The following is a 21997-nucleotide window of genomic DNA, read 5'->3' as shown; positions in this document are numbered from 1 at the left end:
TAAGTTATTGTTGACCGGGCGCTGGCAGGTGCCGGCCTATGTAGTCAAAAATAAAGTTATTAAATAATTCTGCTTCCCCGAAGAGGAATGCAATCTCTACTGGAATAACAGCCATCTGCAGGTTTTGTTCTGCCAGCATTCCTTTGAGCAGATGTAATCTTACCGCATCCTTTTCTGTGGTAATGACAATCTTTTCTGTGCCGGGCAGGTCGCTGCATTCCTTTTTTATTTTTAGTATATCCTTTTCCGTATAATAATAATGATCGGGAAAAGACAAGAGGTATACCTGTTCGTAACGTCGTTTCAATTCTTCGAGCAATGGTTCGGGCCTTGCTATACCACATGCCAGCAATACGGTTGCTGATTTAGGGACGGCCACCGGGTGATGGGTGATCATATCGGACAAGGCGCCGTATTGCAAGGTAGTGAAAAAGAGCCGCTGATGTGGCAATGGTTTAATTTCTTTTTCCAGGGCCAGCTTCTCTTCCGTGCTCATGGCGGGCGGACACTTTGATACAATAATACAATCGGCCCGGTGATATCCCTGTCTGCCTTCCCTTAAACGGCCAAAAGGTACTACATGATCCCGGGTAAACAATCGGCTGTAATCGGTGATCATGATATTAAGACCGGGCTTTATGGAGCGGTGCTGGAAGGCATCATCGAGCAGTACCACCTGGGTATCGGGCTCATCTCCGAGCAGCTGCGGAATGGCCAGCATCCGTTCTTCTCCTACGCAGACCTTGATATCCGGGAATTTATCGTGAAACTGCATGGGTTCGTCCCCGATATCGGCGGCAGTGCTTCTTTCATCTGCCAGGATGTAGCCGCTGGTACGGCGGTTGTACCCCCGGCTGAGCGTGGCAACTTTCAGATGATCCTTCAGCAGGCGGATCATATATTCAACATGCGGGGTTTTCCCGGTGCCGCCTACCGACAGGTTGCCCGCGGCGATCACAGGAAGATCAAATTCCACTGCAGTGAGCAGCCCTTTGTCGTAAAACCGGTTCCGCAACCACATCACCAGGCCATACAGCAGGGAAAAAGGATATAAAAGAACATTCAGGTATTTAAGCACTGTTGTTTATTTAAATTGATAAATGTGATCCGGGGTCACCACCGTATGCAACGGCACATCCCACGAATCCACGTCTTCTATCTGCAGAACGGGTTCAAACAGCGACAGGCCGATGGTACGCACATCCGGCCGGCATTGTTTCAGAAAACGGTCGTACATACCTTTGCCATATCCTACCCGCTGCCCCTGCCGGTCGAAAGCCAGTAAAGGTACAAATACAAGGTCTATATTTTCCGGTGATATCACTTCCCCATGATCCGGTTCCGGGATGCCGAACCTGTTTTTCACCAGTACGGTATTGGTTTTCCAGAGATAATGATTCATCTCGCCGGTTTTCATATCCGAGCGGGAAAGCACCCATTCCATTTCCGGCCATTGGGTTCTCCCCCATTTTACCAGCGGCCAGGTATCCACTTCTTTTTTTTCAGAGATAGGAAGAAAGATATGCGCATTCCTGACGTTGCTGTAGTCAAGCTGACGGGCATTCGCCAGTAACCGCTCATTCAGGGCGAGGGCGGTGGGTTCGTCCAGGTTAAGCCGCAGCTCCAGGAAATGTTTTCGTATATCCTTTTTAGTGGTCATGCCAGTAAACTATGCAGCGAGGCTGACAACAACTGTGCCTGTTGTTGAATGAATGCCTTATCTACCGTATCTGTCAGCGGGATACGGCCAATTTTCGGGTACCCGCTCCACTTTACCACATCGTCTTCATTGCTGTGATAATCTCCGCCAAACACCCATCCGATAACGGGCACGCCTGTATGTTGCAGCATCCTTGCCGTGAGCATCGAGTGGTTGATGCTGCCCAGGTAATTCTGCGCTACAATCACCACCCTGGCTTTCAGCGCCACTATCAGGTCCAGCGTAAACAGCTCTTCATTTACCGGCACCATCAGTCCCCCGGCGCCTTCCATTACCATTGGCCTGTCAACCGGCTGGTACTGGTCCGCCAGCTCCAGGATACGCTCCGCATCAATAGTACAGTCCTCCAGCCGTGCTGCCAGGTGCGGAGAGGCAGGCGCCTGCAACCGCCACGCTTCCGGGTGACAAACTGACACCTTATTTGACAACAGGGATAATACCGTATCTGTATCTGTGCCTTCCATCAAACCCGTTTGCACCGGCTTCCAGTAGTCGGCCGTTAGTGCCTCCGTGATACAGGCAGCGGTAGTGGTTTTACCCACGCCTGTACCTATTCCTGTAATAAAAATCCTTTCGCTCATTGGCGCAAATATACGCGAATGTTGTCTTCCTCAGGATTACACTGATTATATTGATTTACGGATTTGATCACTTTGGATTTTAAATGATTTAGGTAGATCTAAGCGGGTATATCCGCTTAGATCTACTTAAATCATTTAAAATCCTTATAAAATCTAAAAAGTAAAATCAAACTAATCAGTATAATCAGCGTAATCCTGAGGAAGACAAAATCCGCGTAATCCTGAGAAAGACAACATTCGCATCGGTGCAATTCCGTATTTTCGTAATCATACAACCTCATTTTTTATGAAATACTGCGATAATATACTTGAAACGATAGGCAATACCCCGATGGTAAAGTTGCACCGCGTAACGGCTTCCCTGCCTTGCACCGTGCTGGCGAAGGTGGAGTTTTTTAACCCCGGCAATTCTATTAAGGACCGCATGGCGGTGAAAATGGTGGATGTAGCGGAAGAGAAAGGATTACTGAAACCCGGCGGTACCCTCATTGAAGGCACTTCCGGCAATACAGGTATGGGGCTGGCACTGGCGGCCATTATCAGGGGATACAAATGTATTTTCACCACTACCGATAAACAATCCAAAGAAAAAGTGGATATCCTGAAGGCGGTAGGCGCCGAAGTAATTGTTTGTCCTACCAATGTGGAACCCGAAGATCCCCGCTCCTATTATTCTGTGTCTAAAAGACTGGCCACGGAAGTCCCCAATTCATTTTATGTGAATCAATATGATAACCTGGCTAACCGGGATGCGCATTACGAACAAACCGGTCCTGAAATATGGGAACAAACCGACGGTAAAATCACCCACCTGGTAGTGGCCACCGGCACCGGTGGTACGGTTACCGGCACCGGGAAATACCTGAAAGAAAAAAATCCGGATATTAAAGTATGGGCGATCGACAGTTATGGCTCCTTACTGAAGAAGTATTTTGAAACCGGGGAGCTGGATATGAGCGAAGTGTATCCTTATATTACAGAAGGTATCGGGGAAGATTTTGTGCCGGAGAATTATGATATGAAGGTGATCGACAAATTTGAAAAGGTAACGGATAAAGATGCTGCCGTGATGGCGCGACGCATCACCAAAGAAGAAGGTATTTTTGTTGGCTACTCCGCCGGATCAGCCATAGCCGGGCTGTTGCAGCTGAAAGAAGGACTGAAGCCAACCGATGTGGTAGTCGTTATTTTTCATGATCATGGCAGCCGCTATGTAGGTAAAATCTATAACGACCAGTGGATGCTGGAACGTGGTTTCCTCGATGTAAAAACAGTGAAAGATGTAGTGAATGGCCGTCGTAACCAGCCACTGGTAACCATCAGCGCTGATGAAAAAGTAAGTGAAGCCATTGCCCGGATGAAAAAATATGACATCGAACATATACCTGTAGACCAGGGCGGGGAACTGATTGGATCCATTTCCGAAAACGGGTTGTTCAACCGCCTGATCGATGATGCCAACCTGAAAGATGCGCAGATAAGCCAGGTAATGCAGCCATTGTTCCCGCTGGTAAGCCAGGACACGCCTATCGAAAAGCTTTCGGTATATATCAACCGGGAAAACGGCGCCGTACTTACAAAAGATGACAGCGGCAATCACCACATTGTTACGAAATACGATATTATACAGGCATTGGGCAGATAAAAGTACCGCATGTTATTTACCGATCAGCTCAACAGGCAGATAACAATTGAACATCCGCCACAGCGGATTGTTTCACTGGTGCCATCCCAAACAGAGTTGTTATATTCCCTCGGACTTGAAAAGGAAGTGGTGGGTATTACCAAATTCTGCGTACATCCGTTAACGTGGTTCAGGGAAAAAACACGGGTGGGTGGCACCAAAAATATTCACGCTGGTATTATACGGCAGCTTTCACCGGATCTGATCATTGCCAATAAGGAAGAAAACCTCGCCGCTGATGTGGAGCTGCTGATGAAAGATTACCGGGTGTGGGTGAGTAATATCCAGACATTGGAAGATGCTTATGCCATGATTGCCGGTATCGGCGCTATCACCCACCGGGTGCAAGCGGCCGCTGATCTGGTTTCACAGATCAAAGCCGGCTTTGCATCGCTGCACCCGCTTCCGGAGGCTGTTCCCACCGCTTATTTCATCTGGCGCGATCCCTGGATGGTAGCCGGTGGCGACACCTTCATACACCAGATGTTGCAGTTATGCGGGTTCCATAATGTATTTGGCCTCCTGCCCCGCTATCCGGCTGTTACCGCCGCTGAGCTGGCCAGCAGCGGGTGCCGCAGGGTGTTGCTCTCGTCTGAACCTTATCCTTTCAAAGAAAAACATATAGCGGAGTTGCAGGCTGTTTTGCCGGACGCCCGAATCCAGCTGGTAGACGGTGAAATGTTTTCCTGGTATGGCAGCCGTTTAACTGAGGCGCCCGCCTATTTTCAATCGGTGATAGAAAATTAAATGTTCCCGAGGCAACTTTCTTCTTTTCACTTGCGTAAACAGGATAACGATCAACTAAAACGCATTTTATGGAAAGAAGAGATTTTGTTTCCAACATTGGATTAACGCTGGCATTGGTATGTACAGCCGGTTTGGCTGCCTGCAGCAAGGGAGGCAGTAATGATCCCGACCCCACACCTCCCGGCGGCGGCAATGCAAAGCTAACATTGAACCTCGGCAGTGACCTCACCAATGTGGGCGATTTCAGGATCTCCAACGGGGTAATCATTATCCGTACAGGCTCCGGCAATACTGCAGCGGCTTTCACGGCCCTTTCCAGTACCTGCACCCACCAGGGCTGTACCGTAGCCACCTTTAACAATTCGTCCAAATTAATTGAATGTAATGCGCCTTGCGGTCATGGCAGCCGGTACACCACTACCGGCGCGGTGAATACTGGGCCCGCTACCGCTGCGTTGACGGCCTACACCATCAAGGTAGATGGCAATGTGCTCAGCGTTAGTTAATGTTTTTGCAGAAAATCGAGTACCCATTCTGCAAAGGGTACCGTGCGCACTACTGAATTATGATCTCCGGCTACTGTGCCGTGCATTCCTGCCGGCATCATGGCCGCGAGAGAGCCTCCGGTATCATTATCTTCGTCTTTATCCCCACCGATAACCAATACCGGCTGATGCACGCCGGCCAGCTCCTGTGGTGTAGTAGAGGGCTGGCCCAGCTGCATCATGGCGAGGGCCCGCTGATCCAGTCCGGACTGTTGTACATATTTAACCATCGCAGCCAGTTCCGGCACGTTTTTCCCCGAAAGCGCCTCGTAAAACTGCCGGCGGCGCGGCCATGCGGGATCTGTAAAAGCCATACCCATACCGCCCATCACGGCGCTGCGCACCCTGGCGTCCAGCACCAGCAGGCGGGAAACAATAATAGCGCCCCTTGAATAGCCCACTACCTGGTAATTATTAATATTAAGATGGGTCATGAGTCCCATAATATCTTTTGTTTCCGCATCATTAAGATAAGCGAGGCTGTCGTGCGGATGATCCGACGCGCCATTTCCCCTCAGATCGAGGGTGATCACCTGATACCCATGCGCCAGCAGGGAGTCGTACAAAGCTGTTTTCTTCCAGGAATCCCCGTTCACAATAAAACCGTGCACCAATAATACCGGGGCGCCGGTACCTGCAATGGTATAATGAATACGGGTGCTGTCGAAGGAGGTATAATATAGCAGGGAGTCCGCAACATTGGCTGTAAATGCACCAGCAGCAGACACTTTCAGGAATATACCTGCGATGAAAAACAGAAATAGTTTCATACAAAACCGGATTGAGATCGGTTAAAATACATTTTTCTGTTGGTAGAATTAATACGTAAGCGCTTACTTTTCGCTATAAATCTTCTATTTAACTCCTTATATTTGCTTTCCTAAAAAATAAAACACATATCAGAGTATGGGAAAATACAGAGCTGGCGTATTATTCGGCGAAGAGCTGGATGCGCTGTATAACGATGCCAAAGACAACGGATTTGCTATGCCTGCCGTAAATGTTGTGGGAACTAACTCCGTGAATGCGGTACTGGAAACAGCTGCTAAAGTAAATTCACCGGTTATTATTCAGTTTTCTAACGGTGGTGCACAATTTTTTGCCGGTAAAGGCATGCCGAACGACAAGCTGCAGGCGAACATTGCAGGTGGCGTTTCCGGTGCTAAACACGTACATGAAGTAGCTAAATATTACGGTGTTCCGGTGGTACTGCATACCGACCATGCTGCTAAAAAATGGTTGCCATGGATCGACGGTTTGCTGGATGCAGGTGAGCAGTTCTTTAAACAAACCGGTCAACCGCTGTACAGCTCTCACATGCTGGATCTTTCCGAAGAACCAATTGCAGAGAACATTGAAATTTCTCATAAATATTTTGAGAGAATGAACAAACTGGGTATGTCCATCGAAATCGAACTGGGCGTAACCGGTGGTGAGGAAGACGGCGTGGACAACTCCGGTGTGGACAACTCCAAGCTGTATACCCAGCCTGAAGAAGTAGCTTATGCGTATGAAATTTTATCAAAAGTAGGGCCCCGTTTCACGGTAGCTGCTGCTTTCGGTAACGTTCATGGCGTATACTCACCAGGTAATGTGGAACTCCGTCCGGTAATCCTGCATAACAGCCAGGAATTCATCCAGGAGAAATATAAAACTGCAGCTAAACCTGTTTACTATGTATTCCACGGTGGTAGCGGTTCTCCAAAGCACCAGATCACAGAAGCACTGGGTTACGGCGTTATCAAAATGAACATCGATACCGATATGCAGTGGGCATTCTGGGAAGGTATTCACGATTTCTACGAAGCCAAGAAAGATTACCTGCAGGGACAGCTGGGTAACCCCGAAGGTGCTGACAAGCCAAATAAAAAATACTACGATCCGCGCGTATGGCTGCGCAAAGGCGAAGAAACCTTTGTTAAGCGCCTGGAAGAAGCATTCAGGGATCTGAACTGTATTAACAGGAACGCATAATTAAGCATTCAGCTTAAGATATAAAGGCAAAAAGCTGTTGTAACGGAGATAAAAGTGATCATATATTATATGTATATGTTATTATCTCCGCTACAATGGCTTTTTGCTTTTTGACTTAAACTTTATACTTTTCCCTATATGTTTTTGGCTTTATGCGATAATTCGTATCTTGCACCACTATTTTCTAATCTAATAGTAAAATATGTCAAGCTGGTTTAAGCGAATTAAACAAGGCATCTCTACCACCACCAGTGAAAAGAAAGAAGCACCGGATGGTTTGTGGCACAAGTGTCCTAACTGTAAAAAAACCACCACCGTAAAGGATCTGAAAGAGCATTACTATGTTTGCGATAAGTGTAATTATCACAACCGTATTAACTCTGCAGAGTATTTTGAGATCATATTTGATAACAATCAGTTCGAGGAACTGTTCCCAAATATATACCCGACCGACTTCCTGGGATTCAAGGATCTGAAACCTTACGCCGACAGGCTGAAGGATGCGCAGAAGAAATCCGGGCTGAAAGACGCGATGACCGTAGGAGCCGGCAAGGTGCTGGGAAACGACCTGGTAGTAGCCTGTATGGATTTTAACTTTATCGGGGGTTCTATGGGCTCTGTAGTAGGTGAAAAGATAGCCCGTTCTATCGACTACTGCATACTGCACAAGATGCCGCTGATGGTCATCTCCAAATCAGGAGGCGCCCGTATGATGGAAAGTGCCTTCTCCCTGATGCAGATGGCGAAAACATCGGCCAAGCTCACGCAGCTGGCGGATGCAAGACTCCCCTACATCTCTTTAATGACTGACCCCACCACCGGTGGTGTAACCGCCTCTTACGCAATGCTGGGCGACCTCAACATTGCTGAACCAGGCGCGCTCATCGGGTTTGCAGGTCCCAGGATCATTAAAGAAACGATTAAAAAAGACCTCCCCGCTGGTTTCCAGAGCGCTGAGTTCCTGCTGGAACATGGCTTCCTGGATTTCATCATGGATAGAAAAGAACTTAAGACAAGGTTGGCAGGTTTGCTGACCATCTTCAAAAATTAGAAAAACAGCTTTTAGCCTTCAATTGTTAGTACGGGCATGGATCTTTCCTGCATCTGCTAACAATTGAAGGCTAAAAACTAACAGCCCATATTAAAGCGCAAATGGCAGAGTTAAAGAACAGATCGGCATATTTTGAGTACGCAATAGAAGATAAATTTATTGCCGGGATGGTATTGCTGGGTACGGAGATCAAATCGATCCGCGCCGGCAAGGTGAGCTTTAATGATTCTTTCTGCTATTTTTCCAAAGGAGAATTATACGTGAAGAGCCTGCACATCGCAGAATACTCGCATGGTACCTCCTCCAATCATGATCCGCTGCGGGAACGCAAGCTGCTGCTTACCAAGCGGGAACTGAGAAAGATGGAAAACAAGATGAAAGAACGTGGCTACACCATTGTACCACTTCGCATGTTTATTACCGATAAGAGCCTGGCAAAAATGGAAATTGGTATCGGTAAAGGTAAAAAGCTTCACGACAAACGCGACTCTATCAAGGCCAGGGAAGCAGACAGGGAGCTCAGACGACAATTTAAATAAACATAGCCCCGGCAGGCAAAGCATATCCTTATAAAACAGTTCCCCATTGAAAAAACTAGCATTCAGGCCGTTACTGAGCATTACCGCCATCCTTCTCTACACCTGTATTCTCTCCTGTAAATCAGGTGAAAAATTATACAATAAAGGCAGATACGACGAAGCGGTTACCGCTTTTGTAAAAAAGCTGCAACGTAAACCGCAGGATGCCACCGCCACGCGGATGCTGCCGGACGCCTATAAACAGGCGCAACTGGTGCGGGAAGACCGCGTTAACGGATACCTTCGCTCTAATAATCAACTCAAGTGGGAAAATATACGGAATGAGTACAGGGCTTTGCAAACGCTCTACAATGCCATTCACAGCTCCCCGGCGGCACTTAAACTGGTGCAGCCGAAGGACTACCGCGATGCGATCACCGGCGCCCAGGAAAACGCCGCAGAAATGCGATACGACCGGGGCATGGCTTTGCTGGATAGAGGCGATAAAGCCAGTGCACGCCTGGCCTTTGATGAATTTAATGCCGCACTGAAGCTGATCCCCGATTACCGGGATACCAAGCAACGGCGGGATGAGGCTTACCAGATGGGCGTGATCAATGTGGTGGTCAGTGAAATTGAAGTACGCTCACCTTATTACCAGTTCAGCGCCGATCAGTTCCGCGACTACCTGGTGCGCAACCTTCAGCAGCGCAGTATCAACCAATTTGTGCAGTTTTACGACGAACGGGTGGTTCGTAATGAAAATCTCCGCCCCGATGAATATATTGAACTGCGCTTTTTTGACTTCGTGGTAGGTCAAACATATGTAGACCGTATCCAGCGCGATGTTTCAAAAGAAATTGTGGTTGGTACCACGAAAGACTCCACCGGTAAGGAGTTCAATATCTACAAAACGGTGAAGGCCACACTTTTTATCACTAAAAAAACGGTGGTATCGAAAGGGTTACTGGATTACCGCATCACCAATACCGGCAACGGGCAATTACTGCGCACCGACCGCATCCCCGGCAGCTATACCTGGCTCAACCAGTTTGGTACCTTTAAAGGCGACGAAAGGGCCCTCAGCGATGAGGACAAGCAGCTGATGGGAGGACGGGATATGCCGCCACCGCCGCCTACAGACTTATTTATGGAATTTACCCGGCCTATTTATGATCAGCTGGCAGGGGATCTGCAGAGTTTTTACAACAGGATTTAAGGGACATAGTGTATAGATAGTGCATGGATAGTGCATGGATAGTGCATGAGGAGTCCATGAGAAGTGCATGAGAAGTGCATGGATGGTCCATAGTATACGCAGGTTTTAGGCATGGATGAAGTATCCATGAAGTAATGAAGATTATATCTTTTGCTTTAGCAGCGGTATCAGCTGGTGTGCTGGCACTACCCCACTCTGCCGCCAGATCAGTTTCCCTTCCCGGAAAAGCAACAAAGTAGGTACGCTGGCAATCTGCCATTGAGCGGCCAGTTGCTGGTTTCTGTCTATATCTATCTTGATGATCCTGATCTGTTCCCCCATTTTATCCTTTACTTCTTTCAGGATAGGCGGCACCATCTGGCAGGGACCACACCAGGTGGCAAAACAATCGATCAGTACCGGGGTTGATGAAGCGAGTATTGCCTGAAGGTTTTCCATAGCACAAGTTTTAATTCCAATCACAAATTACGACTTTTTGAAAATCAGAAAATATAACATATATTACCAATATAACCCGTCTTATTTATTTGCATATGAACGTGCTATCCACTATTATCTATTTTGCCTGGTTCCTGTCTGAGATTCTGCTGCACCGCATTCTCCGCGGCAAGGACAAAGAAGACAAGAAGAAAAAGGACCAGGGCAGCCTGGCGTTTATCTGGATCGTGATCATTGTGTTCATCAATATTTCCGTATTGGTATCTGCAAAAACAGCTTACCCTATTCTTCCCGGCCCGGATATGAATCGTATAGGCCTTAGCGTTATACTGCTGGGAATGGTGTTTCGCTTTGTGGCCATTGCGCAGCTGGGCAGGTTGTTCACCGTAAATGTAACGATCCGGAAAGACCATCACATTAAAAAGGATGGACTGTACAGCATATTACGGCATCCCTCCTATGCCGGTTCCCTGTTATCTTTCCTGGGATTCGGGTTATCGCAGAACAACTGGCTGGGATTAGCCATCGTGTTCATCCCGGTTTTTATAGCATTTGCTTACCGGATGAACATAGAAGAAAAAGTACTGAGCGAACAGTTTGGAGAAGAATACACCAACTATATGAAACATACCAGCCGGGTTATTCCCTGGATCTATTAGCAATTTCTTTTTACGATAAAAATATAGAAGCATAAAAAAAGCCCCCGGAAATTCCGGGGGCTTTTTTATATGCTTTAATTATTGATATTCGGATTGTTCTGCAACTCCGTAATTGGAATGGCAAAGAGGTAATATTTACTGTATGGCACAAACGGTGTTCCATCCGGTTGTTTCAGTGTAAGATGCCCCTGTGCAGGCACTTCTACAAAGGTACCATCGCCTCTTGGCACACTGATGATGCTATCCTGCCCGTTATAAGAAAGGAATGGCTTCCTTACTACGGTACCGCCTGTACGAATAATATCAGACAATGAAAATCCTTCTCCCCACAACTCTTTCCTTCTTTCCACCAGGATGGTATCCACCAGGCTGCCGCCGCCTTTATAAAGCGTAGCGTTGCGCGCTGCACGCAATACATTGAGGGCTTCCGCACCTTTGACAGTGTTGCCGCTTTGGGCATAGGCTTCTGCTTCAATCAGGTACATTTCTGCGGAGCGCATCAGTACCAGGTCGCCCACCAGTGCGCCGGCATCACGGAAACGGAATTTTTTATAGCGCAGGTAGCCTTCCTGGTCAGGCAGGGTATCCCAGTCGAATAAACGGAAACGTACGTCTGCACTATCAAAGAAATTCTTAAAGTAAGGATCTGCCATAAAGCTCTGGTAGTAAGAGGCCGGGCTGGAAACATCCAGGAAATGGAAGTTATAGCTGGCATTGCTTTGATTAGGCGTTTGTGCATGTCCCCAGATCCACTCCCCATTATTGATATCGCTGAATCCTTTGTTATAATCATCGCCCGACATCAGGGGATAACCATTGCGGGCCGCTACGGCAGCGGTGACAGCGCTTGTCCATTGGCGGTTGTAAAGGTAAGCACGGGCCAGTAAGCCATTGGCTACATTGAGATCAATTTTCCATTTCTGGGTAGCGTTGCGTTGATAATTCTGTAACAGCGGCAGCGCTTTCTGCAGGTCGTCGATTACCTGTTTGTATACTTCTGCTACGGTTGATTTTGCCTTTCCTGCAGTGGCCGGGCCGGATGGTTCCGTGTAGATCGGGATGGCTTTTTCTGTCCCGGTTCTGTTAAACTGGTAAAAAGATGCGAGCGTGAGGTAGCAATTGGCGCGCAGGGCGTATGCCTGGCCTTTAAGACGTTTCTTTTTGTCCTCGTCGCCGGTGGCATTATCTACTTTCGCGATTACATTATTACAGTTGTCGATCACCTTGTAAAGAATGGTCCAGAAAGCATTTACCCGGTTTTTCGTATTGTCCGTCATTTCAGTATATCCATACGAATCACGCAGGCCATACGATTGCGTTACCGCTACATCGCTGCCCATGGCGTCGCTGGTGAGATGAATGGATTTATAACCTGGCACTGCAAAGGTGAAGAATTCTTCAAACATATATGCCCAGGTACCGTTGATCACCGTTTCCACGTTGTCGGCAGTATTAAACACCTGGTCGTCGGGTACGGCATTGGTTGGTTTGGTATCCAGGAAGTCCTTGTTGCAGGCGCCTAATACCAAAGCTGCGATTATTATTAAGAATATATTCTTTTTCATGGTCGTAATTTTTAGAAGCTCAGATTAATACCTGCAGAAATGGATTTGATGGCCGGGTAACGATAGTAGGTAGTACCTCCTACTGATTGTTCCGGATCCAGGCCCTGGTGGTTATAGATCGTGAACAGGTTTTCTCCCTGCACATATACGAGTACGTTATTAAGATGTGCTTTATCCATTAATGATTTAGGAAGGTTATAGCTGATGTTCAGGCTCTTCAGGCGGGCGTAGCTGGCATCGTACAGGAACCGGTCGGAAACGGATGTCCAGTTGGTTTGTACGGTAGTGAGTTTAGGCACATCCGTTACCTTGTTGGTGGGCGTCCAGCGGTTCAGCATTTCCGTGCTGAAAGGGCGGCCTGCGGAGGTCCCGGTACCCAGCAGGAACAGGTAATCCTGGTCCAGTACTTTACCACCAAGACTGTACACCATCAGGAACGACAATGAAAATCCCTTGTAGGTAAATGTGTTGGTGAAACCGCCGTATACATCCGGCAGGGAGGAACCGTTATAATACTGTGTAGCCGAAGAATAGTTGCCGGTAGTACCTTTGGTGCCATCTGCATTATCGATGTACCACATTGGCAAACCTGTTTCCTGGTTTACACCTGCCCATTTTCTCAGGTAAAAATCATAGATAGATTTACCTACCATGAGTTTCTTGGTGCCGCTGATAATTTCTTTCTGCGGCAGCTCCGTAATCTTATTCTTATAGTGAGTAGCGTTCAGGTCAATGGACCAGCTGAAATCTTTTGTTTTCACCGGCACTGCGTGTATGGAACCTTCCACCCCGGTATTTTTCAGTGCGCCGATATTTTCATCTACCGCCGAGTAACCTACTGAAGGCGCCATAGGCCTGGAATACAACAGGTCCTGTGATTTGCGCTGGAAGTACTCTATGGTACCGCCCAAACGGTTTTCAAACATGCTGAAATCCACACCAACGTTCAGGTTCAGATTGGTTTCCCATTGCAGGTTCGGATTGTATACCTGGCGACGATAGGTACCACCTTCACCAAGGTTGCTGTTTACATTCAGCAGCGGGTAGTAGTTGTAAAATGCGTCATCACCGAGGTTATCGTTGCCTTGTCCGCCGTAGCTGGCGCGGAGTGTTAGCAGGTTAAGCCAGGAACTATTCTTAAGAATACTTTCCTCTGTTAATTTCCAGGATGCGCCCACGGACCAGAAAGTACCCCAGCGGTGATTGGGTGCGAAACGGGAAGATCCGTCGCGGCGCAGGGAAGCCGATAAGAAATATTTCCCTACATAGTCGTATTCAGCCCTGCCCAGGAAGCTGGAGAGCGTGTACGTATCAGTATATCCCTGCAGATCCTTGATGAGAGAGGCATCCGACAGCTCTTCCAGTCCTGGCAGGGAGAAGCCGGATTTCTGACCATCTAAAAAGGTAGTGGTGTATTTATAAGCTTCCTGGCCTGCCAGCAGGTTCAGGTGATGCTTTTCATTAAATGTTTCTTCGTAGGTGAAGATGTTGTTGAACGTCCAGCTGAATACGCGGGTGTTCAACCGTTCTACTGTTCCGCCCACTTCTGCATCAAAGCCCAGGGTTGGGTTTGTATAATCATATTGTTGTTTGGCGGTATAATCGGCGTTGTAACTTGATTTGAATTTAAGTCCGCGCCAGATGGTGGCTTCGCCGTACAGGCGGGCCGATAAGTCATCGCGGGTAAGGCGGTGTTTATCGATAGCGGATGTGGCCACCAGGTTGGTGTTTGTATTGGCAGCGCTGGGGCGGTAACTGCCATAGTCAAAGATCTTATTGCCGTTGGCATCCAGGATATAGGCGCCGGTGGCCCGGTCGCGCTCATAAATAGGATAGAAATTTGACATCAGGCGGCCATAGTTTACATAGTTATCAGAGCGGCTGTCTTCTGAAGGAGGTGCATCCTGTTCGGAGTGCGTACCATTCAGGTTCAGTCCTACCTTCAACCATTTCTTGGCATCAATATCAATATTGCTGCGGAGGTTATAGCGTTTGAAACCGGAAGCAAGATAAATACCCTGGTCATTCAGGTATCCCCCGGAAACATAGTACCTCGATTTTTCGGTAGCGCCGCTGAGGGCCACATCTGCTTCGGTACGTTTCCCGGTTCTTTGCATGGCATCGTCCCAGTTATCGTCCCACAGGGCTTTAGCGCCGGCTACCAGTTTGCCGTCGGTGCCAACAGGCTGCGGAAACGCGGTGCCATAGGGGTTAATCCCTACCCTTCTGATAAGACTACTGCTGGCCTGGGTGGCTGCGGTAGCGGGCGATAAGCCACTGGTGAGGCCACCGTTACGGATGGCTTCCCAGTACATTTCAAAATACTGATCGGTGCTTACCCGGTCGTAGTTATCGACCGCTCTTTTTGAAAAACCCTGACTAACGCGAACGTCTATATTACTTCCCTGCTTCTTGCCTTTCTTCGTAGTAATAATCACCACGCCATTGGCGCCACGGGAGCCGTACAGCGCGCTGGAGGCAGCATCTTTCAGTACACTGATGGATTCAATGTCGTAGGGGTTGATCGCATTCAGGCTGCCTCCGTAAGGCACACCGTCTACCACGTATAACGGATCGGCGGACGCGTTGATGGAGCCGATACCGCGGATGCGGATGGTGGCATCAGAGCCCGGCTGACCGCTGGTAGACGTGCTTTGCACACCAGCTGCAAGCCCCTGTAATGCTTTGGTAACGCTGGATACCTGCCTGTTTACCAGTTCCTCACTTTTAATTTGCGAGACAGAACCGGTGTAGGAACTCTTTTTAGCAGTACCATAAGCTACCACTACAATTTCATCAATGTCTTTCCCCAAAGAACGGAGCGATACATTGATGGGAGATGTGCTGATGGGTACTTCCTGTTGTTCCAGGCCAATGTAGCGGATCACGAGCGTAGTAGCGGCCGGATCAGTTACCTGGAGACTGAAGTTACCTTCAGGATCACTCACCGTGCCGCTGGTAGTGCCTTTAATCACCACCGAAGCACCCGGTAAGGGCGAATTATCTTTCGCGGAATAAACACGACCGGTCACCGTACGTGTTTGTGCAAATACTGCCATGGGTCCAATAAGCAGTAGAAAGAGGAGTAGTCGTTGTAACATAGTAAAATGTTGAGAGTTTTGCAGTGATCTGGTTTTTCCTGGCAATACCTGCCCCTGTCTGTTATTGAACAGGCATTGCAGTTTTGTATCCCATTGTTTTTAACGCCGGTACAGACGGAGTTCCGGAAACAGTTATTGATCGTTGTAACCTGCTGTGGTTAAGCAGACAAATATTTCTTACGTCTTAATGATGGCAACAACAATAGTTGCTTAAACAATATGGTTGGGTAATATTCTCCATAAGCAATTCTTTAAATTATTCCGTTCTATTATCCTATAATTCCTATAGACTAATGGGACGCAAAGCTATATGCTTTCATAATTAAAAACAAAAGAATTGTTAAAAATGTTGAGGAAAAGATTTTTCATCAGAGCAGGTTTTCAGTACAGACGTGGATTTCATTGTTAAAAAATGTGATGAGCGGGGAACATCAACTGCCTTTATGCATCAGCAGCACGATGATGACGCCGGAGGTAGTGAGTGTAATATTCGCTACTGCATATGCCACGGTATATCCCAGTGCGGGCACTTTGCTGTTGATGGCATCCTGTATGGCCAGCAGTGGTGCTGATTCATCATGCGCTCCCGCGCAGGCCCCGAGACCAATGGCCGGGTGAAATTTAAATACATACTTCGCCAGGAACAGTGCCAGCACCATTGGCAGCAGGCTTAGCACCACACCGGCCAGGAAAAGAGTGACCCCTTCTTCTTTCAATCCCTGCAAAAATCCTTCACTGGCGCTCAGCCCAACAATGGCAATAAATACATGCAGCCCCAGTTTGGTCAGCACCCATTGCGAGGCAGCCGGGATGTAACCAAACCGGGGATGAATACCACGCATCCAGCCGAAAACAAGACCTGCTATCAGCGCCCCGCCACTGGTACTCAGCTCTACAGGCACACTGCCAATATGTATGCTCAAACTGCCAAATAAAGTACCGGCCACAATGCCTGCTGCGAGATAAACAATATCTGTTTCCACCCCACTGCTTTCCTTATAACCTAACAACGCAACCGCCTTATCAAGGTCTTCCTGGATGCCCACCAATTCTACCATATCTCCTTTCTGTATAACAGTAGATGCATGCAGTGGCATCTCCATACCGGAACGCAGAATTTTACGCACGCTGATACCATGAAATTCGGGATGTTTTGAAAATGCTTTCAGCGGCTTATTATTGGCGTCCTTGCTGGTAATGATCAATGTTATTGACTGTACCGGGAACGTGAGCAGTTCCTCATCGGCTACTTCTTTTCCCAACAAAGATACTGACGCAATGGCCGCTGCACGCTGGCCACTGACTGCAATAATATCTCCCGGCTTTATTATAAAATCAGGGGAAGTTTCCATGAGCTTTCCTTCCCGTCTTACCCGTAAAATATAGAGGAACCTTTTCTTGTCGTGAAGTAGGTTTTCTATTTCACGGATGGTTTTGCCATCAACGGTAAGTTCTGCACTAACGAGGTAAGCGCGGAAAGCCACCTGGTCGTAGGCATTGGTAATATTCTCCTCTCCTTCTGCACCGGCCTCTGCTACTTTCGCTTCCATTTCCCTGGTTTCTTCGATGAGCTTTGCACGGCTGCCAGACATAAACCACGGCCCTATTACAGAAAGGAACCAGCTGGTACCGGCGGTACCAAAAATATAGGTGACTGCATAAGCGACCGGGATCTGGTTGATGAGCGTATTCTTTTCATCGTCGGTAATATTAAGTTCACCGATGGTATTTGACGCCACCCCAATAATGGCGGAACAGGTATTGGCGCCGGACATTAACCCCGCAGTGGTACCTGTTTCAAAACGCAGCAGGGAGGCCAATCCCCAGCAAAATAGCAAACTGCTGCAGCATACTATAAAGGAGAACAGCGCCAATGGCAATCCGTCTTTTTTAAGTCCCTGGAAAAACTGCGGACCGATACCATAGCCGGTACAAAACAAAAAGAAGAGAAAGAAAATAGATTTTGTTTCTGAGGGTATATTGATGTGAAAGCTTCCGATGGCAATGCCCACTAATAAAACACCTGTAACAGTGCCGAGTGTAAAGCCTTTTATATGTACCCTGCCTATCAGGAAGCCTGTCAGAAGGGTTAGCATCACTGCTATTTCGGGGTATTTCTGCAACGTATCTGTGAACCAGGAGAGCACCATCGGAATATAAGTTTGCGCTTATATTACAATTATGATTGCCGGTTGGTTCGGTAAGGAGTGTGTTATTCTTTAAGCCAATCCGTTTTCAAAACCTTCATCAATCAGCCAGTTACCGCTGTCGGCGGCCTGTGTGGCCAGTTCATCACAACGGTTATTGAAAGGGTTGCTGGCATGGCCTTTCACCCATTGCATTTTTACCTGGTGTCTTTTAAACAAGGGGATAAAGCGTAACCAGAGGTCTTTATTTTTTTTATCTTTAAAATTAATTTTTACCCAGCCCCATAACCATCCTTTCTCAATACTATCCACCACATATTTACTGTCGGTAAAAATGGTGACGGTTACGCCATCTTTCTTCAGTGCTTCCAGTGCAACAATAACAGCCAGCAGTTCCATCCTGTTGTTGGTGGTTTTGCGGTATCCCTGGGATAATTCTTTCCTGACATTTCCCCATATAAGCACCACGCCATACCCACCCGGACCGGGATTACCGCGGGATGCACCATCTGTATATACTACCAGTTCAGCCATGTTCAATTTTAAAGAAGCGCGAAGATAAGGAAAAGTGCGGAGGGGATCGAACACTTTCCCCTCCGTTCTTTACACCTGGAATACGCCTACACTAAAAGGCTGATCCACCGGTGCGTTGTTGGCAGCTTTAATACCTTCTGCAATTCTTATCCGGGTATCGGCGGGATCAATGATATCATCTACCCATAACCTGGAAGCGGCGTAGTAAGGAGTGGTTTGTGCGTAATATTTATCGGTAATTTCTTTCAGCAGGCGGGCTTCTTCTTCCGGGGTGATCACCTGTCCTTTTGCTTTCAGCGAAGCCACCTGGATCTGCAATAATGTTTTGGCGGCCTGCTCTCCTCCCATCACCGCAATTTTAGCGGATGGCCAGGCATATATAAAGCGTGGATCATAGGCTTTGCCGCACATCGCATAGTTGCCCGCGCCATATGAATTACCAACGATGATAGTAATTTTTGGCACCACGGAATTAGCAACGGCATTCACCAGTTTTGCCCCATCTTTGATAATACCGGAATGTTCGCTTCTGCTGCCTACCATGAATCCTGTTACGTCCTGGAGGAATACCAGCGGAATTTTTTTCTGGTTGCAGTTCATGATGAAGCGGGCTGCTTTATCGGCGCTGTCGTTGTAGATAACGCCGCCCATTTGCATTTCGCCTTTTTTACTTTTTACGATTTTACGTTGGTTGGCAACAATGCCTACTGCCCAGCCATCGATACGTGCATAGCCGCAGATGATGCTTTTGCCGTAGTCCTGTTTGTATTGGTCGAGTGTGTTGGCATCTACAATACGGTCTATTACTTCCAGCATATCATAGGGCCGGGTACTGTCGGCCGGCAGCACGCTGTCCAGTTCATCGGCGGGCTTTGCCGGTGGCTGCGGCGCTATCCGGTCGAAGCCGGCATTACCGGTATGACCCAGTTTGCTTACAATGCGTTTTATCTGGTCGAGGCATTCCTCATCAGACTTGAATTTATAATCGGCGATGCCGGAGATCTCAGTATGGGTAACGGCGCCTCCTAACGTTTCCGCATCTGCGTCTTCCCCGATGGCGGCCTTTACGAGGTAAGGACCCGCGAGGAAAATGGAGCCATTGCCTTCTACCATGAGCACTTCATCGCTCATGATGGGCAGGTAAGCTCCTCCGGCCACGCAGCTGCCCATTACCGCCGCAATTTGTGTGATACCCATGGCGCTCATGCGGGCGTTGTTGCGGAAGATGCGGCCAAAGTGTTCTTTGTCGGGGAATATTTCATCCTGCATGGGAAGGAATACGCCGGCGCTGTCGACCAGGTAAATTACCGGCAGCCGGTTTTCCATGGCGATTTCCTGGAGGCGCAGGTTCTTTTTGCCGGTCATGGGGAACCAGGCCCCGGCCTTTACGGTCATGTCGTTGGCTACAATCATACATTGCCGGCCGCTTACATATCCAATTCCTCCTACGGTACCTGCTGCGGGGCATCCGCCATATTCTTCGTACATGTCGTAGGCAGCAAATGCGCCGATTTCGGTAAAGGGGGTCTCTTTATCGATGAGGTATTGAATGCGTTCCCTGGCAGTGAGCTTACCTCTTTGTCTCACTTTCTCCAGGCTTTTCTTTCCTCCGCCCTGTTCTATTACGCCCAGGCGTTGTTTCATGGTGCTGATTGCCATCCGCATAGCATCTTCATTTTTGTTGGTTTCCAATTGCTGCTGATCCATAACGATGGTTTTTATATTCTTTAAAAATAAGGGAAAGAATTCAGTAAATTACGATTAACGGGAAGGCTACCGGTGTTTGAAGCCGGATATCTTTTAAAATAAAAATCCTATTGTATGTCTTTATTACTGGAGCATTTAGCCGTATCGCTTGAAAATCTTTACAATGGCACCCCCTGGATCGATGTTACTTTCCAGGAACATCTTTCGCGCATTGACGCCCGGCAGGCGGTAAAATCATTCGGAGAATCCAATAACATCTGGGAGATTGTCAATCATGTAATATTCTGGCACCAGCGGGTGCAGCGATATATGCACAATGAAGCGCCGGAGCAGGATGGCGACCTGCCTGATTTTTATATGCCGGAGAACCATGGGGAAGAAAACTGGCAGGCTACTATTCACCGGCTGACCCATTCCTTTGAGCAAATAGCCGCTACCATCCGGAAGTTCCCGGAGAAAGAATTGTTTGACACCTTTCCCGGAACAGAAAACAAGGCCATTTATTATTTACAGGGGCTGGCGGAACATGACGCGTATCACCTGGGGCAGATCGTACTGCTGCATAAATATGCATAACGGGGAAAGAATCCGGGCATACCTTGCGTATGCTTAAAATAAATCCATATCGTAACGCTGTTCATACAGTTGCTGTCCCCACAGCTGCAGATATTTTTCGCCCGTTTTGCGGAAGCCGGCATTCTTATACAGGGCAATGGCGGTTTCCTGCATGCTGGTGGTCATCAGGTATACTTTCTGATAATGTTTTTCCTTACAGAAGGCAATGGCCTCCTGCAGCAGTTTCTTTCCCAGTCCTTTGCCCCGGAAGTCGGGATGGATAAGGAACCACCGCAATTGCGCCAGGTGGCGGGAAGATCCCAGGATGGCCACTGAACCAACAATCTGATCGTTTACAGTAGCAAGGAACATCCTGTCTTTGGCCGGGTTATAGGCAGGAAGAAATTCATAGAATGTCTTACAAACATATGCCTCAAACTCCAGGTTATATCCTGATTCCCTTGCATACAGCTGCCCGTGCAGGTAAATGAGGTAGCCTACATCCCCCGGCAGCAGGTTATAACGGATATGGATATCCGAAGTTTGCTCACCCGGCTGCGCAGACAATACCTGTTCAATGGTTTTCATAGCGCCGGCTACCTGGTGTTGTTGTTTTTCGGAGAGATGATTGGTGATCTGCCTGATCTCCCGGTTAGATTTATCTTCCAGGCCGGCCAGCATTTTTTTACCGGCAGCACTGAGGTAAAGAAAAAACGTACGTCCGTCGGCGGTAGACTGCTGCCTGTTCAGCCACCCATTCTTTTCAAATTTTTTCAGCAGGCGGCTGAGGTACCCGCCATCAATCTTCAGGATGGCAATCAATTGCCCGGCGGTACATTTTCCAAGCTGTCCTATTTCAAATAAAACCCTCACTTCGGAGAGCGACAGGTTACTGTCCAGGATATGCTGGTTCAGCAACCCGATCATGCCGGTATAGAAACGGTTAAAGCGGCGGATATCGCCTACAACCGGGGATTCGACAGTCATAGTTACTTGTTTTCCAGGCAAAAGTAGATAATTACTTGACAAAAGCAAATAATTAATTTGCTTTTGTCAAGTAACTTGAGCGGAGTTTGTCTTTCTCAGGATTACGCTGATTATACTGATTTGGGGGATTTGATCACTTTGGATTTTAAATGATTCGGGGAGATCTAAGCGGATTTTAAATGATTCGGGGAGATCTAAGCGGATTTTGTGTTTTTCAGGATTGGAGGGATATACTGATTACCTTTGTCCTTTTGTCCTTTTGTCC

The 21997-nt window shown here is 47.8% G+C and carries 20 protein-coding genes; 9 read left to right on the top strand and 11 right to left on the bottom strand.

The genetic code is table 11. The features are described from left to right. Window positions 1-4: 4 nt before the first annotated feature. The 3 genes from lpxK to bioD are packed head-to-tail and all read right to left on the bottom strand — an operon-like array spanning window position 5 to window position 2301. Window positions 5-1078 (bottom strand): tetraacyldisaccharide 4'-kinase, encoded by a 1074-nt coding sequence (gene lpxK / locus ACLHR0_RS23600; protein ID WP_429047691.1) that lies wholly within the window; start codon window positions 1076-1078, stop codon window positions 5-7. A gap of 6 nt (window positions 1079-1084) precedes the next feature. After that, entirely contained in the window at window positions 1085-1660 is a 576-nt protein-coding gene (locus ACLHR0_RS23595) for a 5-formyltetrahydrofolate cyclo-ligase (RefSeq protein ID WP_436489984.1), read from the bottom strand. After that, window positions 1657-2301: a dethiobiotin synthase gene (gene bioD, locus ACLHR0_RS23590; protein WP_436489982.1), complete on the bottom strand. Its 645-nt coding sequence runs from the start codon at window positions 2299-2301 to the stop codon at window positions 1657-1659. The genes ACLHR0_RS23595 and bioD overlap by 4 nt, the downstream gene beginning before the upstream one ends. A 286-nt stretch (window positions 2302-2587) precedes the next feature. Here bioD and ACLHR0_RS23585 point away from each other — a divergent pair, with 286 nt between their 5' ends. From ACLHR0_RS23585 to ACLHR0_RS23575, 3 genes are all read left to right on the top strand, one after another. Continuing rightward, window positions 2588-3946, top strand: coding sequence for a pyridoxal-phosphate dependent enzyme (locus ACLHR0_RS23585; RefSeq protein WP_429047686.1), 1359 nt, complete (start codon window positions 2588-2590; stop codon window positions 3944-3946). Window positions 3947-3955: 9 nt separating this feature from the next. Further along, the gene (locus tag ACLHR0_RS23580) at window positions 3956-4732 is read left to right on the top strand and encodes a helical backbone metal receptor (RefSeq protein WP_436489980.1); all 777 of its coding nucleotides are present in this window, start codon (window positions 3956-3958) and stop codon (window positions 4730-4732) included. Window positions 4733-4800: 68 nt separating this feature from the next. Further along, window positions 4801-5238, top strand: a complete 438-nt coding sequence (locus ACLHR0_RS23575; RefSeq protein ID WP_370910323.1) for a ubiquinol-cytochrome c reductase iron-sulfur subunit — start codon at window positions 4801-4803, stop codon at window positions 5236-5238. Here the strand turns inward: ACLHR0_RS23575 and ACLHR0_RS23570 are convergent. Further along, window positions 5235-6047 (bottom strand): alpha/beta fold hydrolase, encoded by an 813-nt coding sequence (locus tag ACLHR0_RS23570; RefSeq protein WP_436489978.1) that lies wholly within the window; start codon window positions 6045-6047, stop codon window positions 5235-5237. The two genes, ACLHR0_RS23575 and ACLHR0_RS23570, sit on opposite strands and share 4 nt — an antisense overlap. Window positions 6048-6183: 136 nt before the next feature. Between ACLHR0_RS23570 and fbaA the strand changes: the two genes are divergently transcribed. The 4 genes from fbaA (at window position 6184) to ACLHR0_RS23550 (ending at window position 10039) form a co-directional block, all read left to right on the top strand. Next, window positions 6184-7251, top strand: a complete 1068-nt coding sequence (fbaA, locus tag ACLHR0_RS23565) for a class II fructose-bisphosphate aldolase (RefSeq protein ID WP_079467453.1) — start codon at window positions 6184-6186, stop codon at window positions 7249-7251. Window positions 7252-7453: 202 nt separating this feature from the next. Then, entirely contained in the window at window positions 7454-8302 is an 849-nt protein-coding gene (gene accD / locus ACLHR0_RS23560; protein ID WP_429047680.1) for an acetyl-CoA carboxylase, carboxyltransferase subunit beta, read from the top strand. Between the two features lie 101 nt (window positions 8303-8403). Continuing rightward, window positions 8404-8841: an SsrA-binding protein SmpB gene (smpB, locus tag ACLHR0_RS23555; RefSeq protein ID WP_079467455.1), complete on the top strand. Its 438-nt coding sequence runs from the start codon at window positions 8404-8406 to the stop codon at window positions 8839-8841. A gap of 46 nt (window positions 8842-8887) precedes the next feature. Next, window positions 8888-10039 carry a hypothetical protein gene (locus ACLHR0_RS23550; protein WP_436489975.1) on the top strand — a complete coding sequence of 384 codons (1152 nt, stop codon included), beginning with the start codon at window positions 8888-8890 and terminating at the stop codon, window positions 10037-10039. Between the two features lie 141 nt (window positions 10040-10180). Here ACLHR0_RS23550 and trxA read toward each other — a convergent pair whose 3' ends face one another. After that, window positions 10181-10477: a thioredoxin gene (trxA, locus tag ACLHR0_RS23545; RefSeq protein ID WP_370910318.1), complete on the bottom strand. Its 297-nt coding sequence runs from the start codon at window positions 10475-10477 to the stop codon at window positions 10181-10183. A gap of 95 nt (window positions 10478-10572) precedes the next feature. Here trxA and ACLHR0_RS23540 point away from each other — a divergent pair, with 95 nt between their 5' ends. Next, window positions 10573-11136: a methyltransferase family protein gene (locus ACLHR0_RS23540; protein ID WP_436489973.1), complete on the top strand. Its 564-nt coding sequence runs from the start codon at window positions 10573-10575 to the stop codon at window positions 11134-11136. A gap of 74 nt (window positions 11137-11210) precedes the next feature. Here ACLHR0_RS23540 and ACLHR0_RS23535 read toward each other — a convergent pair whose 3' ends face one another. The 5 genes from ACLHR0_RS23535 to ACLHR0_RS23515 form a co-directional block, all read right to left on the bottom strand. After that, a complete protein-coding gene (locus tag ACLHR0_RS23535) occupies window positions 11211-12701 on the bottom strand; it encodes a RagB/SusD family nutrient uptake outer membrane protein (protein ID WP_370910315.1) in 1491 nt (496 codons plus the stop codon). 11 nt (window positions 12702-12712) lie between these two features. Then, on the bottom strand, window positions 12713-15802 hold the full coding sequence (locus ACLHR0_RS23530; RefSeq protein WP_436489971.1) for a SusC/RagA family TonB-linked outer membrane protein: 3090 nt from the start codon (window positions 15800-15802) through the stop codon (window positions 12713-12715). A 431-nt stretch (window positions 15803-16233) separates the two neighbouring features. Further along, window positions 16234-17952, bottom strand: coding sequence for an aspartate-alanine antiporter (gene aspT / locus ACLHR0_RS23525; RefSeq protein WP_436489969.1), 1719 nt, complete (start codon window positions 17950-17952; stop codon window positions 16234-16236). A gap of 69 nt (window positions 17953-18021) precedes the next feature. Next, the gene (rnhA, locus tag ACLHR0_RS23520) at window positions 18022-18483 is read right to left on the bottom strand and encodes a ribonuclease HI (RefSeq protein ID WP_429047668.1); all 462 of its coding nucleotides are present in this window, start codon (window positions 18481-18483) and stop codon (window positions 18022-18024) included. Window positions 18484-18552: 69 nt separating this feature from the next. Continuing rightward, window positions 18553-20190: an acyl-CoA carboxylase subunit beta gene (locus ACLHR0_RS23515; protein ID WP_436489967.1), complete on the bottom strand. Its 1638-nt coding sequence runs from the start codon at window positions 20188-20190 to the stop codon at window positions 18553-18555. Window positions 20191-20304: 114 nt separating this feature from the next. On the opposite strand from ACLHR0_RS23515, the gene ACLHR0_RS23510 reads away from it, so the two are divergent. Further along, complete coding sequence (locus ACLHR0_RS23510; RefSeq protein ID WP_370910310.1) at window positions 20305-20766, top strand: DinB family protein; 462 nt, start codon at window positions 20305-20307, stop codon at window positions 20764-20766. 33 nt (window positions 20767-20799) lie between these two features. Here the strand turns inward: ACLHR0_RS23510 and ACLHR0_RS23505 are convergent, their stop codons facing one another. Continuing rightward, window positions 20800-21732, bottom strand: coding sequence for a bifunctional helix-turn-helix transcriptional regulator/GNAT family N-acetyltransferase (locus ACLHR0_RS23505; protein ID WP_436489965.1), 933 nt, complete (start codon window positions 21730-21732; stop codon window positions 20800-20802). Window positions 21733-21997: the final 265 nt, after the last annotated feature.

The sequence above is a fragment of the Chitinophaga sp. ARDCPP14 genome (assembly GCF_051362515.1).
GTDB lineage: Bacteria > Bacteroidota > Bacteroidia > Chitinophagales > Chitinophagaceae > Chitinophaga.
Note: the sequence above shows the minus strand (reverse complement) of the source record. Positions and strands in the feature narration are given on the sequence as shown.

Coding starts and splice junctions, on each gene's coding strand:
- ACLHR0_RS23595 (WP_436489984.1), bottom strand. CDS start 1,660: ATGACCACTAAAAAGGATATACGAAAACATTTCCTGGAGCTGCGGCTT.
- bioD (WP_436489982.1), bottom strand. CDS start 2,301: ATGAGCGAAAGGATTTTTATTACAGGAATAGGTACAGGCGTGGGTAAA.
- ACLHR0_RS23585 (WP_429047686.1), top strand. CDS start 2,588: ATGAAATACTGCGATAATATACTTGAAACGATAGGCAATACCCCGATG.
- ACLHR0_RS23580 (WP_436489980.1), top strand. CDS start 3,956: ATGTTATTTACCGATCAGCTCAACAGGCAGATAACAATTGAACATCCG.
- ACLHR0_RS23575 (WP_370910323.1), top strand. CDS start 4,801: ATGGAAAGAAGAGATTTTGTTTCCAACATTGGATTAACGCTGGCATTG.
- ACLHR0_RS23570 (WP_436489978.1), bottom strand. CDS start 6,047: ATGAAACTATTTCTGTTTTTCATCGCAGGTATATTCCTGAAAGTGTCT.
- fbaA (WP_079467453.1), top strand. CDS start 6,184: ATGGGAAAATACAGAGCTGGCGTATTATTCGGCGAAGAGCTGGATGCG.
- accD (WP_429047680.1), top strand. CDS start 7,454: ATGTCAAGCTGGTTTAAGCGAATTAAACAAGGCATCTCTACCACCACC.
- smpB (WP_079467455.1), top strand. CDS start 8,404: ATGGCAGAGTTAAAGAACAGATCGGCATATTTTGAGTACGCAATAGAA.
- trxA (WP_370910318.1), bottom strand. CDS start 10,477: ATGGAAAACCTTCAGGCAATACTCGCTTCATCAACCCCGGTACTGATC.
- ACLHR0_RS23540 (WP_436489973.1), top strand. CDS start 10,573: ATGAACGTGCTATCCACTATTATCTATTTTGCCTGGTTCCTGTCTGAG.
- ACLHR0_RS23535 (WP_370910315.1), bottom strand. CDS start 12,701: ATGAAAAAGAATATATTCTTAATAATAATCGCAGCTTTGGTATTAGGC.
- ACLHR0_RS23530 (WP_436489971.1), bottom strand. CDS start 15,802: ATGTTACAACGACTACTCCTCTTTCTACTGCTTATTGGACCCATGGCA.
- aspT (WP_436489969.1), bottom strand. CDS start 17,952: ATGGTGCTCTCCTGGTTCACAGATACGTTGCAGAAATACCCCGAAATA.
- rnhA (WP_429047668.1), bottom strand. CDS start 18,483: ATGGCTGAACTGGTAGTATATACAGATGGTGCATCCCGCGGTAATCCC.
- ACLHR0_RS23515 (WP_436489967.1), bottom strand. CDS start 20,190: ATGGATCAGCAGCAATTGGAAACCAACAAAAATGAAGATGCTATGCGG.
- ACLHR0_RS23510 (WP_370910310.1), top strand. CDS start 20,305: ATGTCTTTATTACTGGAGCATTTAGCCGTATCGCTTGAAAATCTTTAC.
- ACLHR0_RS23505 (WP_436489965.1), bottom strand. CDS start 21,732: ATGACTGTCGAATCCCCGGTTGTAGGCGATATCCGCCGCTTTAACCGT.